This is a genomic window from Acinetobacter sp. (genome assembly GCF_045628685.1).
GTDB lineage: Bacteria > Pseudomonadota > Gammaproteobacteria > Pseudomonadales > Moraxellaceae > Acinetobacter.
Genome location: NZ_JAZQPV010000121.1, coordinates 1 through 15,186, shown reverse-complemented (window position 1 = coordinate 15,186; position 15,186 = coordinate 1). Strand labels below are relative to the sequence as shown.

Annotated in this window: 12 protein-coding genes, 8 tRNA genes and 1 pseudogene; 8 read left to right on the top strand and 13 right to left on the bottom strand. The window is 41.2% G+C overall.

Translation table 11 applies throughout. The features are described 5' to 3' along the window. Positions 1 to 491 (bottom strand): annotated as a pseudogene (locus ACKI4H_RS15495) (DcaP-like protein); the annotation flags it as partial. A 393-nt stretch (positions 492 to 884) separates the two neighbouring features. Between ACKI4H_RS15495 and ACKI4H_RS15490 the strand changes: the two are divergent. After that, entirely contained in the window at positions 885 to 1,592 is a 708-nt protein-coding gene (locus tag ACKI4H_RS15490) for a nitroreductase (RefSeq protein ID WP_407307297.1), read from the top strand. Between the two features lie 78 nt (positions 1,593 to 1,670). Here the strand turns inward: ACKI4H_RS15490 and ACKI4H_RS15485 are convergent, their stop codons facing one another. Then, entirely contained in the window at positions 1,671 to 2,888 is a 1,218-nt protein-coding gene (locus ACKI4H_RS15485; RefSeq protein ID WP_407307295.1) for a multidrug effflux MFS transporter, read from the bottom strand. 136 nt (positions 2,889 to 3,024) lie between these two features. On the opposite strand from ACKI4H_RS15485, the gene yccS reads away from it, so the two are divergent. From yccS to ACKI4H_RS15465, 4 genes are all read left to right on the top strand, one after another. Continuing rightward, positions 3,025 to 5,199 carry a YccS family putative transporter gene (gene yccS, locus ACKI4H_RS15480; RefSeq protein WP_407307293.1) on the top strand — a complete coding sequence of 725 codons (2,175 nt, stop codon included), beginning with the start codon at positions 3,025 to 3,027 and terminating at the stop codon, positions 5,197 to 5,199. An 84-nt stretch (positions 5,200 to 5,283) separates the two neighbouring features. Next, the gene (locus ACKI4H_RS15475; RefSeq protein WP_407307291.1) at positions 5,284 to 5,844 is read left to right on the top strand and encodes a hypothetical protein; all 561 of its coding nucleotides are present in this window, start codon (positions 5,284 to 5,286) and stop codon (positions 5,842 to 5,844) included. Between the two features lie 176 nt (positions 5,845 to 6,020). Then, positions 6,021 to 8,696: a PepSY domain-containing protein gene (locus ACKI4H_RS15470; protein WP_407307289.1), complete on the top strand. Its 2,676-nt coding sequence runs from the start codon at positions 6,021 to 6,023 to the stop codon at positions 8,694 to 8,696. A gap of 102 nt (positions 8,697 to 8,798) precedes the next feature. After that, on the top strand, positions 8,799 to 9,581 hold the full coding sequence (locus tag ACKI4H_RS15465) for a YdcF family protein (protein ID WP_407307287.1): 783 nt from the start codon (positions 8,799 to 8,801) through the stop codon (positions 9,579 to 9,581). 49 nt (positions 9,582 to 9,630) lie between these two features. On the opposite strand, the gene ACKI4H_RS15460 is transcribed toward ACKI4H_RS15465, so the two are convergent. From ACKI4H_RS15460 to ACKI4H_RS15410, 11 genes are all read right to left on the bottom strand, one after another. Continuing rightward, positions 9,631 to 10,092 (bottom strand): DUF2750 domain-containing protein, encoded by a 462-nt coding sequence (locus ACKI4H_RS15460; protein WP_407307285.1) that lies wholly within the window; start codon positions 10,090 to 10,092, stop codon positions 9,631 to 9,633. Positions 10,093 to 10,167: 75 nt separating this feature from the next. Continuing rightward, positions 10,168 to 10,243: transfer RNA gene (locus ACKI4H_RS15455), tRNA-Val, on the bottom strand. Between the two features lie 91 nt (positions 10,244 to 10,334). Further along, a tRNA-Asp gene (locus tag ACKI4H_RS15450) sits at positions 10,335 to 10,411 on the bottom strand. Positions 10,412 to 10,448: 37 nt separating this feature from the next. Beyond that, positions 10,449 to 10,524, bottom strand: a tRNA-Val gene (locus tag ACKI4H_RS15445). Positions 10,525 to 10,555: 31 nt separating this feature from the next. Then, a tRNA-Asp gene (locus tag ACKI4H_RS15440) sits at positions 10,556 to 10,632 on the bottom strand. A gap of 13 nt (positions 10,633 to 10,645) precedes the next feature. Continuing rightward, positions 10,646 to 10,721 (bottom strand) — tRNA-Val (locus tag ACKI4H_RS15435). Positions 10,722 to 10,742: 21 nt separating this feature from the next. Further along, positions 10,743 to 10,819: transfer RNA gene (locus tag ACKI4H_RS15430), tRNA-Asp, on the bottom strand. Positions 10,820 to 10,870: 51 nt separating this feature from the next. After that, positions 10,871 to 10,947, bottom strand: a tRNA-Asp gene (locus tag ACKI4H_RS15425). A 25-nt stretch (positions 10,948 to 10,972) separates the two neighbouring features. Beyond that, positions 10,973 to 11,048: transfer RNA gene (locus ACKI4H_RS15420), tRNA-Val, on the bottom strand. A 289-nt stretch (positions 11,049 to 11,337) separates the two neighbouring features. Then, the gene (gene elsL, locus ACKI4H_RS15415; RefSeq protein ID WP_407307283.1) at positions 11,338 to 11,868 is read right to left on the bottom strand and encodes a cell wall-recycling L,D-carboxypeptidase ElsL; all 531 of its coding nucleotides are present in this window, start codon (positions 11,866 to 11,868) and stop codon (positions 11,338 to 11,340) included. 8 nt (positions 11,869 to 11,876) lie between these two features. Further along, entirely contained in the window at positions 11,877 to 12,260 is a 384-nt protein-coding gene (locus tag ACKI4H_RS15410) for a YbaN family protein (protein WP_407307281.1), read from the bottom strand. Positions 12,261 to 12,356: 96 nt separating this feature from the next. Between ACKI4H_RS15410 and ACKI4H_RS15405 the strand changes: the two genes are divergently transcribed. The 3 genes from ACKI4H_RS15405 to dapE all read left to right on the top strand — a co-directional run bounded on the left by ACKI4H_RS15405 (position 12,357) and on the right by dapE (position 14,758). Then, positions 12,357 to 13,226: a DUF1853 family protein gene (locus ACKI4H_RS15405; protein ID WP_407307279.1), complete on the top strand. Its 870-nt coding sequence runs from the start codon at positions 12,357 to 12,359 to the stop codon at positions 13,224 to 13,226. 126 nt (positions 13,227 to 13,352) lie between these two features. After that, the gene (locus ACKI4H_RS15400) at positions 13,353 to 13,502 is read left to right on the top strand and encodes an entericidin A/B family lipoprotein (protein WP_407307277.1); all 150 of its coding nucleotides are present in this window, start codon (positions 13,353 to 13,355) and stop codon (positions 13,500 to 13,502) included. A gap of 119 nt (positions 13,503 to 13,621) precedes the next feature. Further along, positions 13,622 to 14,758, top strand: coding sequence for a succinyl-diaminopimelate desuccinylase (gene dapE, locus ACKI4H_RS15395; RefSeq protein WP_407307275.1), 1,137 nt, complete (start codon positions 13,622 to 13,624; stop codon positions 14,756 to 14,758). The last annotated feature ends 428 nt before the right edge of the window (positions 14,759 to 15,186 follow it).

Sequence of the window (15,186 nt, the reverse complement as noted above, 5' to 3'; positions counted from 1 at the left end):
TCAACTTCAACTTTACCACCCACTTTGGCATCTGCTACTGGCGCGGTAAAATCTAAACCAATACGGGTAGTTTTAGCAGTTGCACGTAATTTATCTTTTACGGAACCAACGGTACCATTACCAACTCTAGCAACATTATTGAAGTCATCATCCGCCCCTTCAATAATATAGTTCGCATCGCCACGAATGAAACCATACATATTTACACTTGAACCGGCTTTAGTTTTAAAGCCGGTTGTTGATTCAGGTTTAGCTGCTGGCGCTGCCGCAAGCTGAACAGGCTGGGCTTTCACTTGCTCAATTTGAGTTTGCTGTTGTTGTTGAACTTGATGTTGCTGTTGAATTAAAGATTTTAATGATTCAACTTCTTGACGTAGTTCTTGAATTTGTTGTTGCTCAGCTTTACCTGCATGTGCTGTGCTTACCATTAAAGCTGTGACTGCTAACGCTAAACTTTTAGCCATAAATTTACCCTTGAGTAAGCGACTCATCCTAATCTCCAATTTAAATATTTCGCATCCGTACATAAGTGACCCTTAAAAAATCAACAAATCAATGAAAAAAAAATCACGATTTAAAATTTTAAAAAGCTTCAAAAATCATTGCATTTTCTGCTTATTAGTACAGTGAAAAAAGTATAACGTATTATAAAAGTACAACATATGTAAACCATATGTTGCCAACAATCTATCAAGTTCTCTGCTTGATTAAAATCAATTTTCTTGAGTAATGATTAAATAATAATCTTGTTATTAGATCTTTCTTTAAAAATAATGAATATATTCTTTAACTTAGCAAACAAATCATCCACACTCTCATGCTTAAATATCAGACTAATGTATATAATCATAAGTGCTAAAAATCTCATTTCAAAAGGAATTTTTATGAATTTGCAACAGGTTCATCATGTTGATGAGGCAATTACTTCACGCCATTCTGTACGTGCTTTTTTGAATAAAACAGTAGATCCTCAAATCATTAAAGATATTTTAACTGTAGCGAGTCGCGCACCCTCAGGAACCAATACCCAACCCTGGAAAGTTTATGTGGTGACAGGAAAAAAACGTGATGAAATGGTGGAACGTGTATCTAAAGCACAAGTCGAACTCTTCACCAAGCCAGAACTTTCTGGCCAATATCAGGAAACTTTTGCCTATTATCCGGAAAACTGGATTTCACCCTTTATTGAGCGTCGCCGTGAAAATGGCTGGGGTTTATATGGTTTACTCAACATACAAAAAGGCGAAAAAGAAAAAATGGCACGCCAGCAACTGCGCAACTTTCAGTTATTTGATGCCCCTGTTGCGCTCTATTTTACCGTGAATAAAGTCATGGGCATTGGTGCCAAAATGGATATTTCCATGATGATTCAAAATGTTATGGTCGCAGCCAAAGCACGGGGGCTAGATACCTGTCCTCAAGCCGCCTGGAATCATTTTCACGCCATTGTACTGAATGCACTCAATGCCCCAGAAGATGAAGAACTGGTATGTACCATTGCATTGGGTTATGCCGATCCAGATGATATTGTAAATACCTTTATTACTCCGCGTATAGCTGTTGAAGAATTTACCGTGTTCCTGGATAAATGAATAGATTTATTCAACCTAAAAAAAGAGACCTGAATACCGGTCTCTTTTTATTTCTATTTTTACTTTAGTGTTTCAATATTAAGTATTTTTTCGCTCATGAGGTGCAGGCAAATTTAGCTGTTTGATTGCCAGCAAAGTTACACCTACAAATATCAACATCACCAGACCCAAGTTCAACAGTGCATTCCAAATCAAGAAATTCAAGATCACGCCACCGAGTAGACCACAGGCAAATTGCATGCTCCCCATAATGGCACTGGCAGTTCCTGCACGCGAACCTTGTTCGGACATCGCCAAAGCCATGGCATTTGGTCCGGTAAAGCCAATACCTGCAACCGCCAAAAACATGCCTGAAAGCACTACCCACAGTGCAATCTGGTCCATCAAACCTGCAATGAACAAAATAGATGCACCAATTAGCTGAAGCATACCGCCTATTTTCAAACGGCCAAGTACTGAAAATTGATGTGCCAGTTTTTTATTTAACGTAGAGAACAGCATAATACCCAAGGCATTCATACCGAAAGCATAAGCGAATTGCTGCTGATTCAGGCCATAATCATCCATCAAGACCGAAGCCGATGAACTGATATAACAAAACAACACGCCACCCGAAAAACAGCCGGCCAGCATTGGCCATCTAAAACTATGATCAGTAAAAATTACAGCATATAAACTGCCTACCTGATTTATATTCAATTTTAAACGGCGTTCAGGCGTCAGGCTTTCTTTAAAGAAAAAGTGTACGCATAACAAGCAAATCACGCCTATTAGCGTTAAAAAGACAAACACCGCATGCCACGAAAAGAATTTCAATACCATTGCACCCAGGCTTGGCGCAATAATCGGTGCAATTCCCATCACAATCATCATACTGGCAAAGGCTTGCGCAGAAGCTTGCATGTCTAGACGGTCACGAATCGCAGCCCGGGCAATGACGACCCCGACACAACCCCCAATAGCCTGTAAAATACGTGCTGCAATTAGACTCCATTCATTGGTCGCAAAGACACACAACATACTGGCCATAATGTACAGCAGCAAACCAAAATAAAGTGGGGGTTTACGGCCAATCCGATCGCTCAACGGGCCATAAACCAGTTGTCCCAATGCCAAACCTAAAAAGTACGCAGGTAAAGTATTGGCCACCATTTGGGTACTTACTCCAAAGTCATTGGCCATTTGTGGCAATGCCGGCAAGTACATATCGATGGAAAGTGGACCCAATGAAGTCAGTAAGGCCAGCAGCATGATCCATGCCGTAGAATATTGTTGAGTAGACTGTTGTTCAGACATATCGATATTTAATTTTTAAATGACTGCTTTGAAGACAAGCTTACACTGTACATAGTATTATTTCCCAGAATTGAGAGTGAAAAATCACATAATTCAACACCACAATGCACAAATCACCTTGCGGTAGGAACCAACTTTGAAATCTTGGCTGACGCGGCTTAAACAAGCGACGTATAACACCACCTTTATGTATAACCTGCGCATGATTATTGCATTTGCAGGTACGGCTTTTGTGCCCTATTTTATGGGTTATCAAATTGCGACTATACCTTTAACCTTGGGCGTCGTGGCTGCAGGTTTAAGTGATATTGATGACCGATTCTCGGTCCGTATCATGAACCTGATTTATACCTATATCGGTTTCTTTATTACAGCCTGCTCTGTTTATTTCTTGTTTCCTTATCCGATTTTATTTGCCTTGGGCTTGATTGTTTCCTGTATTGGCTGGATTCTGCTGGGCTCCTTGGGACGCCGCTATGCCACCATTTCCTACGGCTGTTTGGTGATTTCAGTTTACTCGATGCTGGGGGTTGAGCTATTTGACAATTGGTATACGCAGCCCTTGCTGTTGGTTGCAGGCGCTGCATGGTATGGCCTGATGTCAACCATCAGTTTCTTGCTATTTCCAGTTCGCCAGGTACAAGATAAATTGTCGCAGTGTTATTCATCCTTAGGCGATTTTCTGTTTGCAAAATCAAACCTGTTTGATGTCGACATGACCCCAAGCAGCTATCAGCAAAGCATGATTGAACTGTCTTTGGAAAATGGTAAGCTGGTCGGCATTTTCAATGAAATGAAAACTGCACTGTTAACCCGTTTAAAGGGTGACCGTGGGCAAAAAGATACCCGTCGCAGCCTACAATATTATTTTGTCGCCCAGGATATTCATGAACGCGCCGATTCAGCGCACATTGACTATCAAAAGCTGGTTAAAATTTTTGAACATAGCGATATTTTATTTCGCTTCCAACGGATTCTGTTCATTCAGGCCAAAGCCTGTAAAGATTTAAGTTATAGTATCCTGCACCGGGAAACCTATCAGCATAACAAGCGTTTCAAGCCTGCTTTCGCCAATTTGAAACTGTCTTTAGAAAAATTACGCGCTGAGCAACAATATGACCAGGTCTGGATCAATGCACTATATTCCCTGTATCAAAATTTAAAGTCGATTGATGCGCAACTGCGCAATGTCGAAACAGAACGTCATATCAAATTTGATAAAGCGAAACATATTGAACACCAGTTAAAGGATGATGATCTAAAAGGCTGGGATGATATGGTGATCCGCATCAAACAGCATTTGACTCCGGAATCTGTGCTGTTTAGACATGCAATCCGGGTCTCTATTGTCTTGCTGATTGGCTATATTTTTGTTCAAGTGACCAATATTGAATATGGTTACTGGATTTTACTGACAGCTCTTTTTGTCAGCCAACCCAATTTTAATGCAACCAAACGTCGTTTACGCCTGCGTATAGTCGGTACTTTAGTCGGTATTATTCTGGGCTATGCCATTTTGTACTTTATCCCATCAATTGAGGGACAACTATTACTGCTAATTTTAAGTGGCGTATTGTTCTTTGAATTACGCAGTAAACAATATGCTCAAGCTACTGCATTTATTACCATTCTTGCGCTGATTAACTTTAATCTTGATGGTATGGGTTTTGAAGCAGCATTACCCCGCATGATTGATACCGTAATTGGCTGTGCCTTCGCATGGTTTGGGGTCAGTTTTATTTTCCCGGACTGGAAATTCCGGCGCCTGTCGCGCACCATCAATCGCTCTCTTACGGCACAATGCGACTATTTGGCAGAAGTGATTGAACACTATAAACAAGGTCGTAATAACGGTTTGAAATACCGTGTGGTGCGTCGTGCTGCACATAATAATGATGCTGAAGTTGCATCGCTAATCTCAACTTTAGCCACCGAGCCTGATTTCGATCCAACCCAAAAAGCCCTGGCCTTTGAATTCTTATGTTTGAATCACACCCTGCTCAGCTATATTGCCGCGCTCGGTGCGCACCGTGAAAAAATACAGGATCAAGAAGTATTAAAACTTTTGGACCTGACCTTAGAGGATATCCAAGGTTCTTTATTAAAAGATGAAGTTCCCGATCTGACCGCGCAAAATTTGCTGAACACGATTCGTCAGCGCTTAAGCCAAAATAATGAAGATGATCAGAAACCGCTGATTGTTTTACAGCAGTTATCTTTAATGTTAAGTATTCTGAATCAACTCAGCCGTTTAAAGCAAAGTTTGAGTCATGACCATGATGAGAAAGCTACCGAATTGGCCTCATTATAATTCGAATGATTTTGGAACAATATACTCACTGAATTGGTATAAATAATGCTAAACTTTTTACAGTTCTAAATTTGTTAATTCATTATGACCGCGAAAAATTTATACGCTTATACCCTACAGCCTGTGAACTATGAAATTTCAGAGGCTGAACAACGTCAAGCTCAACTTGCTATTTGGCGTAGTACCAACAAAATCGGCACCAAGACTTGGATCATTATGGCTGTCGTAGCTGCACTATCTATTGTTGGTATTATCTTGTTAAAGAACTATTCGACCATTTTTTGTTGGGTTGCACTGGTTTGCGTTGTGGCCTACTTCCTCATCCGTAAATTCGGTTTGGAATGGTACGTGAAACGTAAAATGAATGAATTCCCTGTGCAGGAAATCAAGGGTATTCGTTTAGGTGTCCAGCCACACGGGCTTATCATGCGTCAAAAAATGGGTGCGCAGGAAGGTGTTGGCGCAATCGGCTGGAAAGATATTTATGAATGGTATAACACACCTGACTTCATGTTGATTAATTTCAAAGTTAAAGGCCAGCAAGGTGCTTATATTTTGCCAAAACGTATGGATTCGAAAAATTTTTCCTTCAATACCATTCGTAAGCATCTGACAGAAACAGTGGGTGAAGCGAAACAGATCTAAGCTCTGCTTTAATCAAAAAGATTTGCATAAAAAACCTCCAAATTTCTGGGGGTTTTTTAATTACAATAAATACAAATGAGAATGATAATAAACATTAATTACAAAATCCTTATTATCTGCCAAAAGTTCAGTTATAATTCGCACTAATATCATCCACCTCTGCATTTTTTTCAGCTATGTTAAAAAAAATCTTTTTTCAGATCCACTGGTTCCTCGGAATTACCGCGGGGTTAATCCTCTCGATTATGGGGGTTACCGGTGCCATTTACTCATATGAACAACCGATTCAAAAATGGCTGAATCCAGATAGTTATACCGTACAAGCTGAAAATCGTGACAAATTAAGCCCTGCAGAACTGTATCAGCATTTCCATATTGCTCATCCAGAGATGAAAATTAATAGCATCACTATTGCCAAAGACCCCACTGCATCTTCAAGCATGAATATTGTCAAAGAAGGTGCACGTAAGGGCTATAACATGATGATCAACCCCTACACTGCCGAAGTTTTACCCGAAATCAAAGGGCAAGAATTCTTCCAGTTTATACAACAGTTGCATCGCAACCTAACTATCGGCCCTGTGGGCAAGCAAATTACTGGCGCATGTACCCTCATGCTGCTGTTCTTTGTGTTGAGTGGTTTATACCTACGTTGGCCTAAAAAACACTCTTTCAAACAATGGTTCATGATTAAACCGCAACTTAAAGGCCGTAATTTTCTTTGGGACTTGCATGCGGTGGTCGGTACTTGGGTGGTTGTTTTCTTCCTGATTATCGCATGTACTGGCTTAACCTGGTCTTATGGCTGGTGGCGTAGTGGCTTCTATACTGTGTTGGGTGTGGAACAGCAAAAAGAATCAAAAGGTGAAGCTCAAGGTCGTGGTGAACGTGGCAGAAATGTCTCAAGCACTGAAGGCCGTGGAAATATGGAGCGTGGGGTACAAAATACGCGAGGCGCTGAACAGGCACAAGCAAATAACAAAGATCGAGAAGGTGCTGAAAAAGGTTCGCGTGGAGAAGGTGATGATAAATCTGGTCTAAGTCCTGCGCAAATCAATCTTGCTCTAAGCCAAACATGGACTGGATTTAATGCCCAAATTGGTCGTGATTATTCTAGCCTAACCCTCAATGTGCCGAAAAAAACCAATGGCGAAGTTGAGCTGACTTTTGTTGATGCTGTGCCGCAACATGAACGTGCGCGGAATAAAGCCACATTTGACTATAAAACTTCATCTATTAAAAATATGGAAATTTATGAAGATAAAAAGTTAAATGAAAAAATCATGAGCAGTATGTTGCCAGTTCACCGTGGCAGCTTCTTTGGTCCGGTGTACCAATTTATGGCTATGCTGGCCGCTCTGTCAATGCCATTGTTCTTTGTTACCGGCTGGATGTTATATCTTAAACGCCGTAAACAGAAGAAACTGACTCAAGAAGCACGCAATAGCTTAACTGCTGTCAGTATTGATCCAAATGCTAAACCTTGGCTGATTGCTTATGCCACCCAAACCGGTATTTCTGAACAACTGGCTTGGCGTACAGCAACAAGTCTGCAAGAGGCTCATCAGCCTGTAAGCGTAAAATCCGTACAACATTTAAGTCTCGATGATCTAAAAAATACCGAACAAGTCCTGTTTGTAGCCAGTACTTACGGCACGGGTGAAGCGCCGGATTTAGCTTCAAGTTTTGTCAAGAAAATACTTTCCTCAAAAGTTGATTTAAGTCATCTACACTATGCTGTTTTGGCCTTGGGCTCTAGTGATTATCCAGATACCTTCTGTAGTTTTGGACATGAAATTGATGCGTGGTTAAAGCAAAATGGTGCACAACAATTATTTGCCCCCATTGAGGTGGATAATGCCAATAATCAGCAGATTCAGGCATGGAACAGCGCTTTAGCCAAAGTGACTAAACTAGACTTACAAGCCATGAATATCGAAAAAACATTCGATACCTGGACACTCACAAAACGTGATCTGCTCAATCCAAACAGCTTAGGTGCACCTGCATTTAATATCGAATTGAAGCCGACTCATGAAGTGAGTTGGCAAGCGGGTGATATTGCAGAAATTCAACCGGGTAACAGTACTGAACGTATTACTGCCTTTTTGCAAAAGCATCAAATCCAGCCGAAGATGCAAGTGGATTCATTGCAAGTGAATATTGAGCAAGCGCTATGGGATAAGGACTTAACCATGGAGGTTGAGCCTTTTGCCAATATGGAACATTTACTGGAACAATTAAATACCTTGCCTTCACGTGAATATTCAATTGCCAGTATTCCATCACAACAAGTGCTGCGTTTAGTGGTACGTCAAAAATCGGATGCTCAAGGGAAATTGGGTCTAGGTTCGGGCTGGCTGACTCGATATGCGGCATTAAATAGTCAAATTGCGCTGCGCATTCGTACCAATGAATCCTTCCATTTGATTGATGACAATCGTCCAGTCATTTGTATTGGTAACGGTACAGGTCTTGCCGGATTAATGAGCCTGTTACATGCACGTACCCGTCAGAACTACACTCAAAACTGGCTGATCTTTGGGGAACGTCAACGTAAACATGACTTCTTCTATCAAAGTACCATTGAAGCTTGGCAAACGACAGGCATGCTGCAACGTCTCGATTTAGCCTTCTCACGTGATCAAGAAGAAAAAATCTATGTGCACCATAAACTACGCGAGCACGCCCATGAACTTAAAGTGTGGGTGGATAATGGTGCGGTGATCTATGTTTGCGGCAGCATTAATGGTATGGCGAGTGATGTTGATCAAGCCCTGATTGATATTCTAAGTGAAGCAGCAGTCGATCGGCTTCGTCAAGAAGGTCGTTACCGTCGTGATGTTTACTAAATATTAAAGACAATAAAAACCGAGCGTTAAGGCTCGGTTTTTTTATGTTTAAAGTATCTAATTTGTTTAAACTAACAGCATCATTTACCCAGAGTCAGCTTAATGTCCGAGCATCTAAAACGCAGCTTCAGTTTTATCATAGGCAGCTTATTGGCACTTGATGGCATATGGTTACTTTCACTCGATAAAATCCACTTAGGGATCATTCTTCCTGTTATTATCGGTATCGGATTAATCCTGTATTCCATATTTTTTAATGCTATTCAATTATTTACCAGTAAAAATAAACTACGGCTGACTTTATGGCGTTGTGCTTGGGCAGGATTCTTTCTGTGGCTTGGCACATTGCTGATTTTTTTCGCTTATCTGCAATATACGATTCAGCAGAACACGACAGCACAACCGGCAGCCGCCATTATTGTACTCGGTAGCGGTATAGAAAACGGCAAACCTTCGCCAACTTTAAAAGAGCGTTTAGATGTCGCTGCCACATATGCTAAGCAATATCCTCAAGCGATCATGGTGATGACTGGAGGTTTAGGTTTTAAAGAGCGGGTGACTGAAGCAGAAGTGATGTCTGAATACATGCAAAAACATCATCAAATTGAGCAATCTCGCATTCTATTAGAAGATCAAAGTACCAGCACGGAACAAAATTTGCGGAATGTTCAACCATTTCTTTTAGAACATCACATTACACTCGATCAGCCGGTTGTCATTGCAACCAGTGATTTTCATATTTTACGCGCCAAAGCTATTGCCCAGCATCAGGGCTATCAACAGATTCTGACTATAAGTGCACCGACACCTTTGTATATTCGCTATAACTCTTGGTTAAGAGAATACTTTGCTTTTATCAGTGGGTGGTTGCTCAATGAATATTGAATTGGATAAGTAGGTTTTAAATGCAAATCTAGGTAATAAATAAAAAGTATTAATTTATACGAATACTGCGTGGTATAGGCAGTTTGGTGTCTTTAAATAATTCTGGCTTTTGCAAATAAATCTGATACAGATAATTTTTTATGTCTAATAATAATTTTTCCGGCGCTACCAGAACATTCTGCCCTTCAGGGGTTAAATCCATCGAGACACAGGTATTTTCTTGGCGTAAAAAAGGAATAACTTTTTCAACAAAATCTTTGAGTGAAATATCCTGAATTTGATAGCGTTCCCAATTATCTTTAATCAGCAACTTTGCCATACTTTTATGCTGCCAAACGGCGAAAGCACGCTGACCTGTAGGGGTCGCACACAGAGCCCACCCATCATCATATAAAGCACTAATAGAACCTTGAGCAACAATAGTTTCAATGAATTGTTTGTAAATATCTTGAGCATTATAGGTATTATTTGGATTTTTTGACGCAGCTTTGCGTTGATAGGGATTTCTCATAGTTTTTTCAATATTTAAAATTATTATAGTCTTGAGATTCTATGAAAAAAACAGGATTTGAGCAAGGAGAATATATGGTGGGCGCTGACGGGATCGAACCGCCGACATTCTGCTTGTAAGGCAGACGCTCTACCAACTGAGCTAAGCGCCCTTGAGGAATAAAAATAGCATGGCTATTTTTATGAGGCAAGAAAGAAATCTTGCTGGATGTAACCATGATCTAGAACAAGGAATCTAGAAAATGGCGCAGCGGACGGGACACGAACCCGCGACCCCCGGCGTGACAGGCCGGTATTCTAACCAACTGAACTACCGCTGCACGGCAAACTTATAAATAAGTTTCATATCCGAAGATATGGTGGGCGCTGACGGGATCGAACCGCCGACATTCTGCTTGTAAGGCAGACGCTCTACCAACTGAGCTAAGCGCCCTTTAAGGGTGTTACATTTTCGATTTTAAGGATGGCGCAGCGGACGGGACTCGAACCCGCGACCCCCGGCGTGACAGGCCGGTATTCTAACCAACTGAACTACCGCTGCATCGCAAAAAATCTGGTGGGCGCTGACGGGATCGAACCGCCGACATTCTGCTTGTAAGGCAGACGCTCTACCAACTGAGCTAAGCGCCCTCAAGAGGTCTATCATGTAAATGGCGCAGCGGACGGGACTCGAACCCGCGACCCCCGGCGTGACAGGCCGGTATTCTAACCAACTGAACTACCGCTGCATCTACACAATGTCGCTATTGTGGTACAAACAACTTGTTATCTGAATTAAGTGGCGCAGCGGACGGGACTCGAACCCGCGACCCCCGGCGTGACAGGCCGGTATTCTAACCAACTGAACTACCGCTGCACTTAAGTCATTTAACGTAAAGGCTTGGTGGGCGCTGACGGGATCGAACCGCCGACATTCTGCTTGTAAGGCAGACGCTCTACCAACTGAGCTAAGCGCCCTTTACGACTTCATCGTTTGTGTGGTGCATTATAGAGAATCTATGCAGCCTGTCAAACGCTTTTCAGCCTGTTTTGTTTTTTTTACGTTTGAGTGATTAAAAAATAGGTTAATTGCTATAAAAACAAACAATTTCTGTCATTTATTTAGAATTTTCTGCAAAAATTTATAATTTCAGACGCTCATTTTGATGCAAAATTTTTCATATTTTTTGAACAATCGGGGAATAATGCTATTTTTTAGCCAACTCCAATAAATGAATTTTCACTTTTTATTTATTCAAATGTTATTTTAGCAAACTGTGCCTGTTTTACAGGCAGTTGCATTTAAACTATGTTCAGATATAAAAACCAAGGCTTGTTCAGGAATTAAGTCGAACAGTTCAACTACATCTTCATTGCGCATACGAATACAGCCATGTGACATCGGAATACCCATCGGTTCGCTATCAGGAGTGCCATGTATATAGATATAACGCTTAAATGTGTCGCAACCCTCGCCCAGATTAAAATTGTCTTCCAAACCGCTTAACCAGAGAATACGCGAGAGAATCCAATCTCGTTCCGGGAATTGTGCCGCTAATACTTCATTATAGACTTCGCCAGTTTCCTGTCTCGCCTTGAAAACCGCATTTTTAGCTGCGCTGTGACCAAATTTAAGCGCGACTTTATGCCAGCCTCTAGGTGTCTTGCCTGAATTTTCCTGCTCACCCATACCATTCTTACCCGAAGAAATCAGATAAAACTTATTATGCTTTGGCAAAGTTAAACTTTGTTCAGCCAAATCAATCCAGACGTCTGCTTGTTCTAAGGTATATGACATGAGGGGTATTACTCTACTTCTTTGATCGGTTCAGCCGAAGGTTCAGGACGTAACCACAGCCAGATTGCAACCGAAAGCATGGTCAAGTCGGTAAATATTTTGACCAACAACGGTGCATTGGTGAACAGCATAATGATAGCGCTGATCAGCATCATGATACTGGCGAACCATTTCGCTTTACGCGGTACAGTGCCGTTTTCACGCCATGCTCGCAAGGTTGCACCATATTTGGGATGATTGAGCAACCACGCATCCATTTGTGGCCAACCTTTTGAGGCGGACCAAGCAGCTAAAATAAGAAATACTGTCGTTGGCATACCCGGTATAACTGCTCCGATAAAGCCCAGGATGACGAAAATCACCACTAAACTCCGCCAAAACAACATTTTCATAACACTGCCCCACACCACTAATTGCGGTAGTATAAAGTGTTTTTGCATATGATCCGTTGTAATTCTGCACTTTTTAATTTATCGCTGGGTGTTTCTATGTTTGCTTTAAATCAAGGGTCTGATCTTGATGAACCTTGGCTTCAATTTAAAAATTTACTGGTTCGACAATTGGCATTTTGTATAGCCAGTCCGAATATTTTAGCCGCTATTCCAGCAGAACTGGTACTGAAGCATTCTTTTCAATTGCATGACAACGAAACTTGGGCAAGGCATTTTCAGAGTTATCATTCAAGACTGCTTTATTTAGATCAACATCCTCAAGAACTGGAAACCTTTTTACAACAGCTAAAAAGTACCCGTTTAGGTCTACGCTTTGAAATGTTTATCTGGTTTTGGCTGCTTGATCAGGCCTATCACCCTTATCAATTACTTGGTCACAGCATTCAAAAAATTGCGGGACCTAAGACCTTGGGCGAACTCGATTTCCTATTACTCAATACCGAAACAAATCAAATCGAACATTGGGAAGTGGCTTTAAAATATTATCTGGCTGAACGGGACTTTTCTTTGGCCTGTTGGTATGGCTTAAACCGTAGTGATACCTTGATTCGAAAATTAAATCACTTTAGCCAAAAACAATTTCAGTTTGAAGATGCGCTGGAATACAAAATTAAAAGTCGTTTTGCAGTATTGAAAGGTCAACTCTATCTTCCTGTTGCACATACCCAGCAAGTCATTCCGGCTTGGGTAAATCTCAAGCGGCGTTTAGGCTATTGGGGCAGTGAAATCCCCCCAAAAACGGCTGCATATTATCGTCTGGATCGGCAAGAATGGATCTGTCCGGCATCTCATATGAGTAGTGAAACTGCCTATTGGTGGGTCAATGGTTTATATTTGCAAAAAGATGCGCCCAACTTCTATATGTTCAGACATGCACCGCTGCTTTCTCTGAATTTCACGCATTAACTTTATGAGAAATGTCTACCTTCATAACAATTTATTACTTTTCTACTATCAAACACTCATATTTTTTATATCTTGTATTATTTAACCTAAACTCACATCAAAATAATGAATTACTTGGAGATTATGATGAAAAAAATTCTGGCAACTTCCGTTATTATGGCATTTTTTTTAACTGGTTGTAATACCGTTAAAGGTATGGGTGAGGATGTATCCAAAGCTGGAGATGCTGTAACCAATACTGCTGAAAAAACATCTGAAGAAATCCACAAAAAATAGTTGGTCTTTAGTACAACATGGAACCCTATCCCAGATAGGGTTTTTTTATAGCAGTCATTCACATTCAAGGGCATATTCGCCTATTATAGCGGACAAATTTATCGACTGATGAAAATCGCATGACCTCTTCCGCTACTCTAGATTTAAGCCTGCAACTGTTACGTCAGCCTTCTGTCACACCAATCGATCATAGCTGCCAAAACATCATGGCCAAACGTTTAGAAAAAATTGGCTTCAACATTGAACCGATGCGTTTTGAAGACGTCAATAATTTATGGGCACGTAAAGGAACAGAAGCGCCTATTTTATGTTTTGCAGGTCATACCGATGTTGTTCCAACAGGCAGTTTAGACGACTGGAACTCTGACCCATTTGTACCGGAAATTCGTGATGGTAAGCTCTACGGTCGTGGTAGCGCCGACATGAAAACTGCACTTGCTGCCATGGTGGTGGCATCTGAACGCTTCGTTGCAAGACATCCAGATCATAAAGGTTCTATCGCATTCCTGATTACCTCTGACGAAGAAGGTCCATCGATTAATGGCACGGTAAAAGTCGTAGAAGCCTTAGAAGCACGTAATGAGAAAATAACCTGGTGTCTGGTGGGTGAGCCATCAAGCACCAACCAACTGGGCGATATTGTAAAAAATGGTCGTCGTGGTTCATTAAATGCCAACTTAACCGTTAAAGGTAAACAGGGGCATGTGGCCTACCCTCATCTTGCGATTAACCCTATTCATACAGCCTCTAAAGCATTGGCTGAACTGTGCGAAACTGTTTGGGACAATGGCAATGAATACTTCCCTGCAACGTCTTTCCAAATTTCAAATATTAATGCAGGTACAGGCGCGACCAATGTTGTTCCGGGCACAATGAATTTATTGTTTAACTTCCGCTATTCAACTGAGGTGACAGCAGATGAGCTTAAGGCACGTACCTTGGAAATTCTTGACCGTCACAATGTGGATTATGATATTAGTTGGACACTCTCCGGCTTACCGTTCCTGACCCCAGTCGGTGAACTGGTCAATGCTGCCAAAAATGCGATTCGCAATGTAACAGGTATTGAAACTGAACTTTCAACCAGTGGTGGTACTTCAGATGGCCGTTTTATTGCTCCTACCGGTGCACAAGTACTTGAGTTAGGTGTTTTAAATGCCAGCATCCATCAAATTAACGAACACGTAAATGTGGATGATTTAGAACCGCTTGCTGAAATTTATGAACAGATTTTAGAAGGCTTATTAGCCAACTAAAACTTTAATAAACTTAGATTAGCATTTGAATTGCAACACCATGTTCTTGGAATAATACCTGACTCGGGCTTTTAAATCCGAGTCTTTTTCTTGGGCGATGATTTAGCCGGTGAGTAATCTCGGTAATATAGTCGTCCTTTAAATCACTCCCTTTTCTAATATATTGCCTGATCGAACCATGGGTATTCTCATTCGTCCCTCTCTCTGCCCTGCACTGTAAGGATCGGCAAAGTAGAATTCTATTCCTAACCCAGCTGCGATTTGTTCATGCAAGCTAAATTCTTTATCGTTAACGGCAGTGATTGACTGTAATTTCTCTTTGATTGGATCTAGTAAGTGAACCGTGGCTTCTCAAATCTCCTGACTCTTACGAGTGCTGCACTTCTTTCACCATAAATAGCCTGTTTTTCTATCTACGATTGAAACCA

Coding starts and splice junctions, on each gene's coding strand:
- elsL (WP_407307283.1), bottom strand. CDS start 11,868: ATGTCATATACCTTAGAACAAGCAGACGTCTGGATTGATTTGGCTGAA.
- dapE (WP_407307275.1), top strand. CDS start 13,622: ATGACCTCTTCCGCTACTCTAGATTTAAGCCTGCAACTGTTACGTCAG.
- ACKI4H_RS15475 (WP_407307291.1), top strand. CDS start 5,284: ATGACCGCGAAAAATTTATACGCTTATACCCTACAGCCTGTGAACTAT.
- ACKI4H_RS15465 (WP_407307287.1), top strand. CDS start 8,799: ATGTCCGAGCATCTAAAACGCAGCTTCAGTTTTATCATAGGCAGCTTA.
- ACKI4H_RS15490 (WP_407307297.1), top strand. CDS start 885: ATGAATTTGCAACAGGTTCATCATGTTGATGAGGCAATTACTTCACGC.
- ACKI4H_RS15400 (WP_407307277.1), top strand. CDS start 13,353: ATGAAAAAAATTCTGGCAACTTCCGTTATTATGGCATTTTTTTTAACT.
- ACKI4H_RS15460 (WP_407307285.1), bottom strand. CDS start 10,092: ATGAGAAATCCCTATCAACGCAAAGCTGCGTCAAAAAATCCAAATAAT.
- ACKI4H_RS15410 (WP_407307281.1), bottom strand. CDS start 12,260: ATGAAAATGTTGTTTTGGCGGAGTTTAGTGGTGATTTTCGTCATCCTG.
- ACKI4H_RS15405 (WP_407307279.1), top strand. CDS start 12,357: ATGTTTGCTTTAAATCAAGGGTCTGATCTTGATGAACCTTGGCTTCAA.
- ACKI4H_RS15485 (WP_407307295.1), bottom strand. CDS start 2,888: ATGTCTGAACAACAGTCTACTCAACAATATTCTACGGCATGGATCATG.
- ACKI4H_RS15470 (WP_407307289.1), top strand. CDS start 6,021: ATGTTAAAAAAAATCTTTTTTCAGATCCACTGGTTCCTCGGAATTACC.